The sequence below is a fragment of the Streptomyces sp. NPDC059443 genome, assembly GCF_042750105.1.
In the GTDB taxonomy this organism is placed as follows: domain Bacteria; phylum Actinomycetota; class Actinomycetes; order Streptomycetales; family Streptomycetaceae; genus Streptomyces.
The window spans coordinates 31,761-45,569 of sequence record NZ_JBHYVM010000009.1 but is presented as its reverse complement, the minus strand read 5'-3'; the positions used below and the strand labels follow the sequence as shown (position 1 = coordinate 45,569).

General features: G+C 72.2%; 14 protein-coding genes. 10 read left to right on the top strand and 4 right to left on the bottom strand.

The annotated features are described in order from the left end of the window. The first annotated feature begins 187 nt into the window (after nt 1-187). From ACFXDJ_RS11325 to ACFXDJ_RS11315, 3 genes are read left to right on the top strand one after another with little or no spacing between them, the layout of a single operon-like run. On the top strand, nt 188-1,033 hold the full coding sequence (locus tag ACFXDJ_RS11325) for a GNAT family N-acetyltransferase (RefSeq protein WP_384662024.1): 846 nt from the start codon (nt 188-190) through the stop codon (nt 1,031-1,033). A 41-nt stretch (nt 1,034-1,074) separates the two neighbouring features. Beyond that, nucleotides 1,075-1,647 carry a GNAT family N-acetyltransferase gene (locus ACFXDJ_RS11320; protein WP_384662021.1) on the top strand — a complete coding sequence of 191 codons (573 nt, stop codon included), beginning with the start codon at nt 1,075-1,077 and terminating at the stop codon, nt 1,645-1,647. A 42-nt stretch (nt 1,648-1,689) separates the two neighbouring features. After that, nucleotides 1,690-3,384, top strand: a complete 1,695-nt coding sequence (locus tag ACFXDJ_RS11315) for a proline--tRNA ligase (RefSeq protein WP_384662018.1) — start codon at nt 1,690-1,692, stop codon at nt 3,382-3,384. A 193-nt stretch (nt 3,385-3,577) separates the two neighbouring features. Here the strand turns inward: ACFXDJ_RS11315 and ACFXDJ_RS11310 are convergent, their stop codons facing one another. The 4 genes from ACFXDJ_RS11310 to ACFXDJ_RS11295 are packed head-to-tail and all read right to left on the bottom strand — an operon-like array spanning nt 3,578 to nt 6,469. Continuing rightward, nucleotides 3,578-4,459 (bottom strand): slipin family protein, encoded by an 882-nt coding sequence (locus ACFXDJ_RS11310; protein WP_384663174.1) that lies wholly within the window; start codon nt 4,457-4,459, stop codon nt 3,578-3,580. A gap of 42 nt (nt 4,460-4,501) precedes the next feature. Further along, nucleotides 4,502-5,404, bottom strand: a complete 903-nt coding sequence (locus tag ACFXDJ_RS11305) for an aminoglycoside phosphotransferase family protein (RefSeq protein WP_384663176.1) — start codon at nt 5,402-5,404, stop codon at nt 4,502-4,504. Between the two features lie 52 nt (nt 5,405-5,456). Continuing rightward, entirely contained in the window at nt 5,457-5,912 is a 456-nt protein-coding gene (locus ACFXDJ_RS11300; RefSeq protein WP_384663178.1) for a ferritin-like domain-containing protein, read from the bottom strand. Beyond that, on the bottom strand, nt 5,909-6,469 hold the full coding sequence (locus ACFXDJ_RS11295) for a hypothetical protein (RefSeq protein WP_384663180.1): 561 nt from the start codon (nt 6,467-6,469) through the stop codon (nt 5,909-5,911). The genes ACFXDJ_RS11300 and ACFXDJ_RS11295 overlap by 4 nt, the downstream gene beginning before the upstream one ends. Nucleotides 6,470-6,635: 166 nt before the next feature. Between ACFXDJ_RS11295 and rimP the strand changes: the two genes are divergently transcribed. From rimP to truB, 7 genes are all read left to right on the top strand, one after another. After that, nucleotides 6,636-7,133: a ribosome maturation factor RimP gene (gene rimP / locus ACFXDJ_RS11290; RefSeq protein ID WP_384663182.1), complete on the top strand. Its 498-nt coding sequence runs from the start codon at nt 6,636-6,638 to the stop codon at nt 7,131-7,133. Between the two features lie 2 nt (nt 7,134-7,135). Continuing rightward, a complete protein-coding gene (gene nusA, locus ACFXDJ_RS11285; RefSeq protein ID WP_384663184.1) occupies nt 7,136-8,203 on the top strand; it encodes a transcription termination factor NusA in 1,068 nt (355 codons plus the stop codon). 103 nt (nt 8,204-8,306) lie between these two features. Continuing rightward, entirely contained in the window at nt 8,307-8,594 is a 288-nt protein-coding gene (locus ACFXDJ_RS11280) for a YlxR family protein (RefSeq protein WP_384663186.1), read from the top strand. A gap of 154 nt (nt 8,595-8,748) precedes the next feature. Continuing rightward, on the top strand, nt 8,749-11,910 hold the full coding sequence (infB, locus tag ACFXDJ_RS11275) for a translation initiation factor IF-2 (RefSeq protein ID WP_384848897.1): 3,162 nt from the start codon (nt 8,749-8,751) through the stop codon (nt 11,908-11,910). 159 nt (nt 11,911-12,069) lie between these two features. Further along, on the top strand, nt 12,070-12,363 hold the full coding sequence (locus ACFXDJ_RS11270) for a DUF503 domain-containing protein (protein WP_330298868.1): 294 nt from the start codon (nt 12,070-12,072) through the stop codon (nt 12,361-12,363). 28 nt (nt 12,364-12,391) lie between these two features. Then, on the top strand, nt 12,392-12,847 hold the full coding sequence (gene rbfA / locus ACFXDJ_RS11265; RefSeq protein WP_384663750.1) for a 30S ribosome-binding factor RbfA: 456 nt from the start codon (nt 12,392-12,394) through the stop codon (nt 12,845-12,847). Beyond that, nucleotides 12,844-13,752 (top strand): tRNA pseudouridine(55) synthase TruB, encoded by a 909-nt coding sequence (gene truB, locus ACFXDJ_RS11260; protein WP_384663748.1) that lies wholly within the window; start codon nt 12,844-12,846, stop codon nt 13,750-13,752. Before rbfA ends, truB begins: the two co-directional genes overlap by 4 nt. The last annotated feature ends 57 nt before the right edge of the window (nt 13,753-13,809 follow it).

Genomic DNA, 13,809 nt, shown 5'->3' with positions numbered 1-13,809 from the left:
CTCGCGCTGTCCCGACCTCCCCCCCCCCCCCGCGCGCGGGCGGGGGCGGGGCCCCCCCCCCCCCCCGCGGGCGGCCCCCCCCCCGGGGGGCCCGGGGGGGGGGCGGGCCCCCCCGGGGCCCACGCGGCATCCGCGAGCCGCGCCGGGTACAGTGCGGAGATCAGCAGACTTGCATGGTGAGGCCCCAGTGTTGACGCAGACCACCACCCGGGTCCTAGAGCCCAGTGATCTTGACGCCGCGCTCGAAATCCTGGGACGCGATCCGGTCGAGAACGCCTTCGTCACCTCCCGGGTCCAGGTGGCCGGACTGGATCCGTGGCGCCTGGGCGGCGAGATGTGGGGCTGGTACGCGGGCGGCGAGCTCCGCTCGCTCTGCTACGCCGGCGCCAACCTCGTCCCCGTCTGCGCCGGACCGGACGCCGTACGGGCCTTCGCCGACCGGGCCCGCCGCACCGGCCGCCGCTGCTCCTCCATCGTGGGTCCCGCCGAGGCCACCCGGCTGCTGTGGCAGCTGCTGGAGCCCAGCTGGGGCCCGGCCCGCGACATCCGCTCCCATCAGCCCCTCATGGTCACCGAGCAGCGGTCCACCGAGGTCGTGGCCGACCCGCTGGTCCGCCGGATCCGCCGGGACGAGATGGACCTGATCATGCCCGCCTGCGTGGCCATGTTCACCGAGGAGGTCGGGATCTCCCCGATGGCCGGGGACGGCGGCCTGCTCTACCAGGCCAGGGTCGCCGAGCTGGTGGCCACCGGCCGCTCCTTCGCCCGCATCGAGGACGGCAAGGTCGTCTTCAAGGCCGAGGTCGGCGCGGCGACCCCCCGCGCCTGCCAGATCCAGGGCGTGTGGGTGGCCCCGGAGTTCCGCGGCCGCGGGCACTCCGAGACCGGGATGGCCGCCGTGGTCGCCTACGCGCTCAGGGACGTGGCCCCCGTGGTCAGCCTCTACGTCAACGACTTCAACACCGCCGCCCGCGCCTCCTACCGCCGCGTCGGCTTCCGCGAGGTCGGCGAGTTCATGAGCGTCCTGTTCTGAGGGCATACCCGCAGGCCGGGGCGGCGCAGTAAGGTCACCGCATGCTGCCAACCCCCGGGGGAGAAGACCCCGACCGGCCCGCCGGACTACGGATCCGGCCCCTCGACCTCGTCGCCCAGGTGGACGAGGCCCTGCGCGTGCAGGCTGTGGCCTTCGGGCTCAGCGACGAGGAGGTCGGCATCCGGCGCTACATCGTCCAGCGCCACATGACCTGCCGCGGCGCCCGCGCGCTCGGCGCGTTCACCGAGGACGGGGTGCTCGCCGGGTTCGTCTACGGCATGCCCAACGACCGCTCGCACTGGTGGTCCGGGGTCGTCGAACCGTATCTGCGGGCCGGGGGCCACGAAGACTGGCTCGACGAATCCTTCGTGATCACCGAGCTGCACGTGCACCCCGGCTTCCAGGGCCACGGAGTCGGGCGCGCCCTCATCACCGGGATCACCGACACCGCCGCCGAGCCGCGCTCGATCCTCTCCGCGATCGACACCGAGAGCCCCGCCCGGGGGCTCTACCGGGCCCTCGGCTACACGGACCTCGCCCGCCGCGTCCGGTTCCCGAGCGCGAGCCTCCCGTACGCCGTCATGGGTGCCCCGCTGCCCCTGCGCAGGCGCTGAAACCGTTTCCGGCCCCTGCGGGCGGGCCGGTAGCCTCCCGTCATGTCAACGCAACACGTACAGCGCATGTCCCGCCTCATGGCCAAGACCCTCCGCGAGGACCCGGCCGACGCCGAGACCCTCAGCCACCGCCTCCTCGTCCGGGCCGGTTACGTCCGGCGCAGCTCCGCCGGCGTGTGGACCTGGCTGCCGCTCGGCAAGCGGGTCCTGGACAACGTCTCGCGGATCGTCCGCGAGGAGATGGACGCGATCGGCGCCCAGGAGGTGCTGCTCCCGGCGCTGCTGCCGAAGGAGCCGTACGAGGTCAGCGGGCGCTGGTCGGAGTACGGGGACCTGCTGTTCCGGCTCAAGGACCGCAAGGGCGCGGACTACCTGCTCGGCCCCACCCACGAGGAGATCTTCACCCTGCTGGTGAAGGACCAGTGCACGTCCTACAAGGACCTGCCGGTCATGCTCTACCAGATCCAGACCAAGTACCGGGACGAGGCGCGGCCCCGGTCGGGCGTGCTGCGCGGCCGCGAGTTCCAGATGAAGGACTCGTACTCCTTCGACGTGTCCGACGAGGGCCTGGCGGAGTCCTACGCCCTCCACCGCGCGGCCTACCAGCGGATCTTCGAGCGGCTCGGCCTCGACCACCGGATCGTGTCGGCGGTGTCCGGCGCGATGGGCGGCTCGGCCTCGGAGGAGTTCCTGGCCCCCGCGGAGGCGGGCGAGGACACCTTCGCGGACTGCCCGGAGTGCGCGTACGCGGCGAACACGGAGGCGGTGACCTTCGCGCTGAAGGCCGTCGACGGGGAGCACGGGCCGGTGGAGGAGCTCGACACCCCCGACACCCCGACCATCGAGTCCCTGGCGGCGCTGCTCGGCGTCCCCGCGTCGGCCACGCTCAAGAACCTCCTCGTCAAGGTGGACGGCGAGATCACCGCCGTCGGCGTGCCCGGGGACCGGGAGGTCGACCTCGGCAAGCTCGGCGAGCACCTGGCGCCGGCCGTCGTGGAGCTGGTGACGGCGGAGGACTTCGCCGACCGGCCCGACCTGGTACGGGGCTACGTGGGCCCGCAGGGCCTGGACAAGGTCCCCTACCTGGCCGACCCGCGCGTGGCGCCGGGCACCTCCTGGGTGACGGGGGCCAACAAGCCCGACACGCACGCCCGGAACGTGGTCTGCGGCCGGGACTTCGAGGTGGACCGCTACCTGGACGTGGTCGTCGTCGAACCCGGCGACCCCTGCCCGTCCTGCGGGGCCGGGCTGCGGCTGGACCGGGCGATCGAGATCGGGCACATCTTCCAGCTGGGTCGCAAGTACGCGGACGCCTTCGGCCTGGACGTGCTGGGCCGCGAGGGCAAGCCGGTCCGGGTCACGATGGGCTCGTACGGGATCGGCGTCTCGCGGGCGGTGGCCGCGCTGGCCGAGCAGACGGCCGACGAGCGGGGCCTGTGCTGGCCGGCGGCGGTGGCCCCGGCGGACGTGCACGTGGTGGCGGCGGGCAAGGCGGTGCCGCTGGCCCTCGCGGAGTCGGCGGCCGAGGCCCTGGCCGGGGCGGGGCGGCGGGTCCTGCTGGACGACCGGGCCGGGCTCTCGCCCGGTGTGAAGCTCACCGACGCGGAGCTGATCGGGGTTCCGTGGATCCTGGTGGCGGGGCGGCGGTCCGCCGACGGGGTGGTCGAGCTCCAGGACCGTGCGACGGGTGTTCGTGAGGAGCTCCCGCTGGCCGAAGCCCTGGCCCGCCTGACGTAGCCCGGGCGCGGTGCCCTGCGGGGCGTGTCCCCTACCCGCCCTTCCACCGTTCCCCGGGCTCTGCCCGGACCCGGTCCTCAAGCGCCGGACGGGCTGGATTTTCCAGCCTCGCCGGCGTTTGAGGCGCGGGGTCTGGGGCGGAGCCCCAGGTAACGGGCGAAGGGCGGGTCGGGGACCTAGCCCCGCGCAGCGGCTACTCCGGAGGCTCGTCCGGCGGCGACCCGTCCAGGGCCGGGCTGATGGTCGGGGTCGGGGCCGGGGGCTGCGGGGCGGTGACGGCCTCGGCTTCGCCCGGGGGGACGGGCGCCGGCGGCGTCGGGGCCGCGCGTTCCAGGAAGCGCAGCAGTTCCACCGGGAACGGGAGGACCAGCGTGGAGTTCTTCTCCGCGGCGACCGCCACGACCGTCTGGAGCAGGCGCAGCTGAAGCGCGGCGGGCTGGTCCGCCATGACCGCCGCCGCCTCGGCCAGCTTGTGCGAGGCCTGGAGCTCCGCGTCCGCGTTGATGACCCGCGCCCGCCGCTCACGGTCGGCCTCCGCCTGCCGGGCCATCGACCGCTTCATGGTCTCGGGCAGGGACACGTCCTTGATCTCGACCCGGTCGATCTGGACGCCCCATCCCACCGCCGGGCTGTCGATCATCAGCTCCAGGCCCTGGTTGAGCTGCTCCCGGTTGGACAGCAGATCGTCCAGGGCCGACTTGCCGATGATCGAGCGCAGCGAGGTCTGCGCCATCTGCGAAACGGCGAAGCGGTAGTCCTCCACCGCCACGATCGCGTTCCCGGGATCGACCACCTTGAAGTACACGACCGCGTCCACCCGCACCGTGACGTTGTCCCGCGTGATGCCGTCCTGGGCCGGCACCGGCATCGTCACGATCTGCATGTTCACTTTGCGGAGCCGGTCGACGCCCGGGACGATCATCGTGAAGCCGGGGCCGCGGATGCCCTCGCGCAGCCTGCCGAAGCGGAAGACCAGACCCCGCTCGTACTGTTTGACCACCCGGGCCGCGGCGCCCATGCACACCGCGATGCCCGTGGCCGCGGCGATTCCCGCTGTCAGCAGTTCCTGGACCATGACGGCCTCCTGCCGGACACACCTACCTCTTCACGGTATGCCCTACAACCAGCCCGCGAACTCCAGCAGCAGCTCCGCGTCCTGCCGCCGCCCGGCGGCCAGCGCCCGGTTGCCCGACTCGACGGCCCGGAAGAGCGTCCATCCGCGCAGCCGGTCCCGGTCCACCTCCAGCGCGTCGGCCAGCTTGTTGACCCGGCGCCGGGCGCCCGCGGCCCCCGCCGAGGAGGCCACCTGGTCCTCCAGCCGGTCCCGTACCAGCCGGGCCAGGTCGTACGCGCGCTCGCCGACCATCGGGTCCGGGCCCACCGCCAGCCACGGCGCCCGCTCGCCGGCGAGGACCTTGCCCTGCCGGAAGTTCCCGTGCAGCAGCAGTTCCTCGGCCGGGCCGGCCAGCAGCTCCTCGCGGGCCGCCAGCGCCGCGGTGGCCAGCTCGGCCGCCTCCGGCGGAGCCTTGCGCAGGACCTCGGCCTGTGCCGCCGTGCGCTCCGCCACCGTCTCCCAGCCGTGCCCCGCCGCCGGGGCCACCCACAGCCTGCGCAGCGTGCCGCAGGCCTCCAGCAGCGCCTTGGCCTCCGGGAGCGAGCGGAGGGAAACCTCGGGGTGGAGCCGCTCCAGGAGCAGCGCCCCGTCCTCCTCGTGGTGGCGCGAGTCGAGGACCCGTACCGCCCCGAATCCGCCCCAGTGCGCCAGCGCGGCCAGTTCCCGGTCGGGCCGCAGGGCCGGCGGAGCCAGCTTCAGCGCGGCCGGAGTCCCGTCGGCGTACCGGACGAGGAGGACCAGGCTGCCGCGGCCGCCGGGGGCCTGCACCCGCTGCGCCTCCATCCCCCGCCGGGTCAGAGCGGTCTGCGCCAGCCCGGGCAACCGCCCCAGCCAGTCCGCGGCCTGCGCCGTTTCCGGCAGCTCGCCGAGCGCCCGTACAAGCCGCTGCGGCGGTTCGAAAGCCATGCGTGCGTGGTCCCTTTCAGCTGTGCTCGGGCTCGTCGCGCATGCTTGCGCGCTACCTCTGCGCTGCGTCAGCGCGTTCCGTGAGCCCAGGGAAGGCTACGCCGAGACCGCGCCAGCGTGCCGCGCGCACGGCCGCGGCGCTCAGCGCGTCGGCCGCCTCGCGGCGCAACGGGCCCTCCGCGGCCCGCACCAGATCGGAGTACGCGCCGGCCACCCGGTCCTCTATCCCGGCGGCCAGCCGCTCGGCGTCGGCGGGCGTCCGCACCGCGAACGGCAGCGTGTACGCGGCCTCCGCCGGCCGGGGGGAACCGCCCAGCCCGCGCACGGTGCGGGCGAGCGCGTCGCGGCGCGCGAGGTGGCCGCCGTACGCCTCGCGGGCCTCGGCAGCGCGGGCAGCCGAGGCCCGGGCGCCGATCACCCCGTAGCCGTACGCGGCCGCGTGCTCCGCGGCGAGCGCGGCCTGTGCGGCCTCCAGGACCTGCCCGGCGGGGGTGGGTTCGGCGTTCACGATGCGGCTCCCGGCGGGGTCGAGGTCAGCAGGTACGCGTGTACGCGGCCGCACGCGGCCAGGGAGGCCAGCATCCGGGCCAGCTCCCCGGGCGCCCCGGTCAGCGAGATCGTCCGCGCCTCGGCCAGGCTCCGCTCGGCGTCCGCGAGGTCGGTCAGCGCCTCGGCGGGCTTCGCGGGCACCGGATCGGCGCCGGATGCGGAGGGCGAGGGTGACGGGGAGGAGGAGGGGGACCGGGAGGACGCGGAGCCCCCGGACCGCGTCGGCGAGGGGGACGCCGTCGGATCCGCGGCGAGGGCCGCCGCGTGCGCGGCCACCGAGGCGCGCAACGGAGCGAGCCGCTCGGCCAGCGCCGGATGGGCCGCGCTCGTGGCGTCGTAACGTTCCAGCAGCCGCGCGCTGTCACGTACGGCCGTCTCACGCATCCGCCGTTCGAGTGGAATCTCGGGCTCCGCCCCGGGTGGGCCGACGTCGGAGCAACCGCTGAGCAGCACGGCGCCGGTGATGCCCGCGGCGCCCGCGAGCAGGCTTCTTCGCGAAGGCGTGATCGAGGGCACGGGGACGTCCTCCGGGTGTTCGCTGGGGTGGGGGCGGGGCGGGTGTGATCACGGTACCCGGGGCCCTGTCCACAGGGCGGACGGCAACACCCTCCGCGACCGGATACCCTTTGACCTGACACACGACGGAAACCACAACAGCACACGCGGCCGAGGAGTCACCCGGATGAGCACCACCCAGAGCGACAGGCTGCGCGGATTGCTGGAGCCGCTCGTCGCCGCCAAGGGCCTGGACCTCGAAGAGATCGAGACGTCGAAGGCCGGCAAGCGCCGGATGCTGCGCATCATCGTGGATTCCGACGAAGGCGTGGAGCTGGACGCGTGTGCCGAGCTGAGCCGCGAGGTCTCGGACCTGCTGGACGAGACCGACGCGATGGGTGAGGACGAGTACGTCCTCGAAGTGAGCTCGCCGGGCGCTGACCGCCCGCTGACCGAGCACCGTCACTACATCCGGGCGACCGGCCGTCTCGTGAAGTTCCAGACGACGGACGGCGGGGAATTGATCGCCCGCATTCTCGACGTGGACGACGAGGGCATGGACCTCGAAGTCCCGGGCGTGAAGGGCCGCAAGGCGACCGCCCGGCGCATCGCATTCACCGACATCGCCAAGGCGCGTGTCGAGATCGAGTTCAACCGCAAGGACAAGAAGGAAGAGGAGGCGTAGCCGTGGACATCGACATGAGTGCCCTGCGGGGTCTGGTCCGGGAGAAGGAGATCTCCTTCGACCTGCTCGTCGAGGCTATCGAGTCGGCCCTCCTCATCGCGTACCACCGCACCGAGGGAAGCTTCCGGCGCGCACGCGTCGTGCTCGACCGCACCAACGGTCACGTGATCGTGTGGGCGACCGAGGACCCGAGGGACCTGGAAGAGGGCCAGGAGGCCAAGGAGTTCGACGACACCCCGTCGGACTTCGGCCGCATCGCCGCGACGACCGCCAAGCAGGTGATCCTCCAGCGTCTGCGCGACGCCGAGGACGACCTGACCTTCGGCGAGTTCCTGGGCCGTGAGGGCGACGTCATCACCGGCGTCGTCCAGCAGGGCAAGGACCCGAAGAACGTCCTCATCGACATCGGCAAGCTGGAAGCCATCCTGCCGGTGCAGGAGCAGGTGCCCGGTGAGGAGTACACCCACGGCCTGCGCATCAAGGCGTACGTCGTGCGGGTGGCGAAGGGTGTCCGCGGTCCGTCCGTGACCCTGTCGCGCACCCACCCGAACCTGGTGAAGAAGCTGTTCGCGCTGGAGGTCCCGGAGATCGCCGACGGCAGCGTCGAGATCTGCGCGATCGCCCGTGAGGCCGGTCACCGCACCAAGATCGCCGTCCGGGCCAACCGCTCCGGCCTCAACCCGAAGGGCGCCTGCATCGGCCCGATGGGCAGCCGTGTGCGCAACGTCATGGCCGAGCTGCACGGCGAGAAGATCGACATCGTCGACTGGTCGGACGACCCGGCGGAGATGGTCGCCAACGCCCTGTCACCCGCCCGGGTGAGCAAGGTCGAGGTCGTCGACTGGGACACCCGCTCCGCGCGGGTGACCGTGCCCGACTACCAGCTGTCGCTGGCCATCGGCAAGGAGGGCCAGAACGCCCGCCTCGCCGCCCGCCTGACCGGCTGGCGGATCGACATCCGCCCGGACACGGAGCAGCCCTCGGACGAGGACGGCCGTGACCGTGGCGGGGACCGCGGTGGCGACCGTGACCGTGGCGGCGACCGCCGCGACGACCGTCGCGGGGAATAAAACAGGTACCGCCCGGAGCTGTCCGGGCGGTAGACAGGACCACAACGTCCGTTCGATTTTTCGCCCGAAGGGGTGAGGTCGGTACGGGGAGGTAGACTTAATCGTGTCTGGCCGGACGCAAGCCCGCGCATGCCCCGAACGTACCTGTGTCGGGTGCCGGGAGCGAGCGGCCAAGAGCGATCTGCTGCGCATCGTGGCGGTCGGTGACGAATGCGTCTCCGATCCACGCGGTACGCTGCCCGGCCGGGGTGCCTACGTGCACCCCGCCCTGGTCTGCCTCGATCAGGCGGTCCGCCGCAGAGCATTCCCCCGGGCCCTTCGGTCCACGGGAGCGCTCGACACGGCAGGTCTGCGCAATGCCATGGCCGCCGAGGCCGAGGCGACACCGTAAGAAGAACGTAGTACGGCACGGATCACTGTGCGGTCAGGTACCTCGCGAGTTGGAAGTAGGTCGAGATTGCGATGAGCACCCCTCGATGAGTACGCGATGAGTACGAGCATGAAGTAGAGACGGTCCGGCGTAACCCGGACCTAAAAGGAGCGAAGTGGCTAAGGTCCGGGTATACGAACTCGCCAAGGAGTTCGGAGTTGAGAGCAAGGTCGTCATGGCCAAGCTCCAGGAACTCGGTGAGTTCGTCCGTTCGGCGTCCTCGACGATCGAGGCGCCGGTTGTACGCAAGTTGACCGATGCATTGCAGGGGCCCGGCGGCAGCGCCGGCAAGTCCGCTGCGAAGCCGGGCGAGCCCCGCAAGGCCGCCCCCGCGAAGCCCGGGGTTCCCACCCCGGGTGCCGTTGCACGTCCCGCGGCGCCGAAGCCCGGCGCCCCGGCCCCCAAGCCGGTCGTCGCGGAGGCCCCGGCCGCCGCAGCGCCCGCCCCGGTGACCCCGGCCCCCGCCGCAGGCGGCCCGCGTCCCGGTCCCAAGGCTCCGGCCGCCCCGAAGCCCGCTCCGGCGGCTCCCGTGGCGACCGAGTTCTCCGCGCCTCCGGCGGCTCCGGCCGCCGCGGCTCCGGCTCGCACCGAGCGTCCCGCCGGTCCCGGCGCGACCCCCGGCCCGCGTCCGGCGCAGCAGCGCCCCGAGCGTCCGGCGGCCCAGGGTGGCCAGGCCGGCGCCCGTCCCGGCGCCCCGCGTCCGGCCGGTGCCGCTCCGGCGCGTGCCGAGCGTCCCGCCGGTCCCGGTGCCCAGGCTCCGCGTCCGCAGGGTGCCCGTCCGGCCGGTCCCCGTCCGGGCAACAACCCGTTCACCTCTGGTGGCTCCACCGGCATGGCGCGCCCGCAGGCGCCCCGTCCGGCCGGCGCTCCCCGTCCCGGTGCCCCCGGCGCCGGCGGCGGCCAGGGTGCTCCCCGTCCGCAGGGCGGCCCCGGCGGCGCCCCGCGTCCGCAGGGCCAGGGCGCTGGTCGTCCGACCCCGGGCGGCATGCCCCGTCCGCAGGGCGGCGCCCCGCGTCCCGGCGGTGCCCCCGGCGGTAACCGTCCCAACCCGGGCATGATGCCGCAGCGTCCCGCTGCCGGTGGTCCCGGTCCCCGTCCCGGTGGCGGCCCCGGTGGCCGTGGTCCCGGTGCCGGTGGTCCCCGTCCCGGCGGTGCCGGTGGCGCGGGTCGTCCCGCGGGCGGCGGCTTCGCCGGTCGTCCGGCCGGTCCGGGCTCGCGTCCCGGCGGCGGTGGCGGCTTCGGCGGTCCCCGTCCCGGTGGTGGCGGCTTCGGCGGCGGTCCGGCTGGTGCCGGCGGCGGCGGTCGTCCCGGCTTCGGCGGGCGTCCCGGTGGTCCCGGTGCCCGTGGTGGCACGCAGGGTGCCTTCGGCCGTCCCGGTGGTCCGGCCCGTCGTGGTCGCAAGTCCAAGCGCCAGCGTCGCCAGGAGTACGAGGCCATGCAGGCCCCGTCCGTCGGCGGCGTGATGCTGCCCCGCGGCCACGGTGAGACCGTTCGCCTGTCGCGCGGTGCCTCGCTCACCGACTTCGCGGAGAAGATCAACGCCAACCCGGCGTCGCTCGTCGCCGTGATGATGAACCTCGGCGAGATGGTCACTGCCACGCAGTCCGTCTCCGACGAGACCCTCGAAATGCTGGCCGGCGAGATGAACTACGTCGTTCAGATCGTCAGCCCGGAGGAAGAGGACCGCGAGCTCCTCGAGGGCTTCGACATCGAGTTCGGCGAGGACGAGGGCGGCGAGGAATTCCTCATGCCGCGTCCGCCGGTCGTGACCGTCATGGGTCACGTCGACCACGGTAAGACCCGACTGCTCGACGCCATCCGCAAGACGAACGTCGTTGCGGGTGAGGCCGGTGGCATCACGCAGCACATCGGTGCGTACCAGGTCGGTACCGAGGTCAACGGTGAAGAGCGCAAGATCACCTTCATCGACACCCCGGGTCACGAGGCGTTCACCGCCATGCGTGCCCGTGGTGCCAAGTCGACCGACATCGCGATCCTCGTGGTCGCGGCCAACGACGGCGTGATGCCGCAGACGATCGAGGCGCTCAACCACGCCAAGGCCGCCGGCGTTCCGATCGTCGTCGCGGTCAACAAGATCGACGTCGAGGGTGCCGACCCGGTCAAGGTGCGCGGTCAGCTCACCGAGTTCGGTCTGGTCGCCGAGGAGTACGGCGGCGACACGATGTTCGTCGACATCTCCGCCAAGCAGGGTCTGCACATCGACTCCCTGCTGGAGGCCGTCGTCCTCACCGCCGACGCCTCGCTCGACCTGCGCGCCAACCCGGAGCAGGACGCTCAGGGTATTGCGATCGAGTCCCACCTCGACCGCGGCCGCGGTGCCGTCGCCACCGTCCTCGTCCAGCGCGGTACCCTCCGCGTCGGCGACACGATGGTCGTGGGCGACGCCTACGGCCGAGTGCGCGCCATGCTCGACGACAAGGGCAACAACGTCGAGGAAGCGGGTCCGTCGACCCCCGTCCTGGTCCTGGGTCTCACCAACGTCCCCGGCGCCGGCGACAACTTCCTCGTCGTCGACGAGGACCGCACCGCCCGTCAGATCGCCGAGAAGCGTGCTGCGCGTGAGCGCAACGCCAACTTCGCCAAGCGCGTCCGCCGGGTGTCCCTGGAAGACCTCGACTCGGTCCTCAAGGCCGGTCTCGTCCAGGAACTCAACCTCATCATCAAGGGCGACGCGTCCGGTGCGGTCGAGGCCCTTGAGTCCTCGCTGCTCCAGCTCGACGTCGGCGAAGAGGTCGACATCCGCGTCCTGCACCGCGGTGTGGGTGCGGTCACCGAGTCCGACATCTCGCTGGCGATGGGCTCCGACGCCATCGTCATCGGTTACAACGTCCGTGCGGCCGGCCGTGCCGCGCAGATGGCGGACCGCGAGGGTGTCGACGTCCGCTACTACTCGGTGATCTACCAGGCCATCGAGGAGATCGAGGCGGCCCTCAAGGGTCTGCTCAAGCCGGAGTACGAAGAGGTCGAGCTCGGTACGGCGGAGGTCCGCGAGGTCTTCCGCTCGTCCAAGCTGGGCAACATCGCGGGTGTTCTCATCCGCTCCGGCGAGGTCAAGCGCAACACCAAGGCGCGGCTCCTGCGCGATGGCAAGGTCATCGCCGAGAGCCTCACCATCTCCGGTCTGCGCCGCTTCAAGGACGACGTCACCGAGATCCGCGAAGGCTTCGAGGGTGGTATCAACCTCGGTTCCTACAACGACATCAAGATCGACGACGTCATCGCGACGTACGAGATGCGCGAGAAGCCGCGCGCGTAAGCGCGAGGCGGTTCGCACCGTGTCGTAACGCGTAACACCGGGGCCGGTCGGCGGAATATCCGTCGATCGGCCCCGGCCGTTGCGTGTACGGTTCTGGTGACCCTGCCGCGCGACGCCGGCAGGCCACCGAACCCGCACCGGCGGGATATCCGGAACTGCATGTATGTGGGGACTCTGTCCTTCGATCTGCTCCTCGGCGACGTTCACTCGCTGAAGGAAAAACGCTCCGTCGTCCGGCCCATCGTGGCCGAGCTCCAGCGCAAGTTCTCTGTGAGCGCGGCCGAAGTGGGCGACCAGGACCTGCACCGCAGGGCCCTCATAGGGGTCGCTCTGGTGAGTGGGGACACGGGGTTCCTCTCGGATGTACTGGACCGCTGCGAGCGGCTGGTCGCGGCACGTCCGGAAGTGGAGCTGCTGTCGGTACGACGGCGGCTGCACGGTGATGAAGACTGACTGCAAGACATAAGAAGGAGACGGACCAGTGGCCGACAATGCGCGGGCGAAGAAGCTGGCGGACCTCATCCGGGAGGTGGTGGCCGAGAAGCTGCAGCGCGGCGTCAAGGACCCCCGCCTCGGTACGCACGTGACCATCACGGACACCCGGGTCACCGGCGATCTGCGGGAGGCCACGGTCTTCTACACGGTCTACGGGGACGACGAGGCGCGGGTCAGTGCGGCAGCGGGCCTGGAGAGCGCCAAGGGCGTACTGCGCTCCGCGGTCGGCCGGGCGGCACAGACCAAGTTCACGCCGACCCTGACCTTCGTGGCGGACGCACTCCCGGAGACCGCCAAGAGCATCGAGGAACTCCTCGAAAAGGCGCGGACCTCCGACGCCCAGGTGCGCGAGGTGTCCTCGGGTGCGAAGTACGCCGGCGACGCCGACCCGTACAAGAAGCCCGAAGAGGACGAAGAAGACGGGGACGCAGTCGCCGAATGAGCACCAACGCAGGGAAGACTCCGGACGGCCTGGTCATCGTAGACAAGCCGTCCGGCTTCACTTCGCACGACGTGGTCGCCAAGATGCGCGGGATCGCCAAGACCCGCCGCGTCGGCCACGCCGGCACGCTCGACCCGATGGCCACGGGCGTCCTCGTCCTGGGCGTCGAGAAGGCCACCAAGCTCCTGGGCCACCTCGCGCTCACGGAGAAGGAGTACCTCGGCACCATCCGGCTGGGCCAGAACACCCTCACGGACGACGCCGAAGGCGAGATCCTCTCCTCGGCCGATGCCACCGGGGTCACCCGGGAGGCCGTGGACGCGGGGGTCGCCAAGCTGACCGGCGAGATCATGCAGGTCCCGTCCAAGGTCAGCGCCATCAAGATCAAGGGCGTGCGCTCCTACAAGCGCGCACGCGACGGCGAGGACTTCGAGATCCCGGCCCGTCCGGTGACCGTCTCCTCGTTCCAGGTGTACGACATGCGCGAGGCGGAGGCCGAGGACGGCACCAAGGTCGTCGACCTGATCGTCTCCGTCGTCTGCTCCAGCGGTACGTACATCCGCGCACTCGCCCGTGACCTCGGCGCCGACCTCGGCGTCGGCGGGCACCTCACGGCGCTGCGACGCACGCGGGTGGGCCCGTACAAGATCGACCGGGCGCGCACGCTGGACCAGCTCCAGGAGGAGCTGACCGTCATGCCGATCGGCGAGGCGGCGGCCGCGGCGTTCCCGCGCTGGGACCTGGACGCCCGGCGGGCGTCGCTGCTGGCGAACGGCGTGCGGCTGGACATGCCGGAGGAGTACGAGTCCGGCAAGGCGATCGCGGTCTACGGGCCGGGCGGGGAACTGCTCGGGCTCGTGGAGAGCAAGGGCGGCAAGGCGAAGTCGCTGGCGGTCTTCGTCTGAGGACGGGCGCCGGTGTCGGTGGTGACGCCGACTGGTGTTGACGTTGGTGTTGACGTG

What these genes read in the sequence shown, in the direction of transcription:
- ACFXDJ_RS11320 (WP_384662021.1), top strand. Translation starts at nt 1,075, where the DNA reads ATGCTGCCAACCCCCGGGGGAGAAGACCCCGACCGGCCCGCCGGACTA.
- ACFXDJ_RS11315 (WP_384662018.1), top strand. Translation starts at nt 1,690, where the DNA reads ATGTCAACGCAACACGTACAGCGCATGTCCCGCCTCATGGCCAAGACC.
- ACFXDJ_RS11310 (WP_384663174.1), bottom strand. Translation starts at nt 4,459, where the DNA reads ATGGTCCAGGAACTGCTGACAGCGGGAATCGCCGCGGCCACGGGCATC.
- ACFXDJ_RS11305 (WP_384663176.1), bottom strand. Translation starts at nt 5,404, where the DNA reads ATGGCTTTCGAACCGCCGCAGCGGCTTGTACGGGCGCTCGGCGAGCTG.
- rimP (WP_384663182.1), top strand. Translation starts at nt 6,636, where the DNA reads ATGAGCACCACCCAGAGCGACAGGCTGCGCGGATTGCTGGAGCCGCTC.
- ACFXDJ_RS11270 (WP_330298868.1), top strand. Translation starts at nt 12,070, where the DNA reads ATGTATGTGGGGACTCTGTCCTTCGATCTGCTCCTCGGCGACGTTCAC.
- truB (WP_384663748.1), top strand. Translation starts at nt 12,844, where the DNA reads ATGAGCACCAACGCAGGGAAGACTCCGGACGGCCTGGTCATCGTAGAC.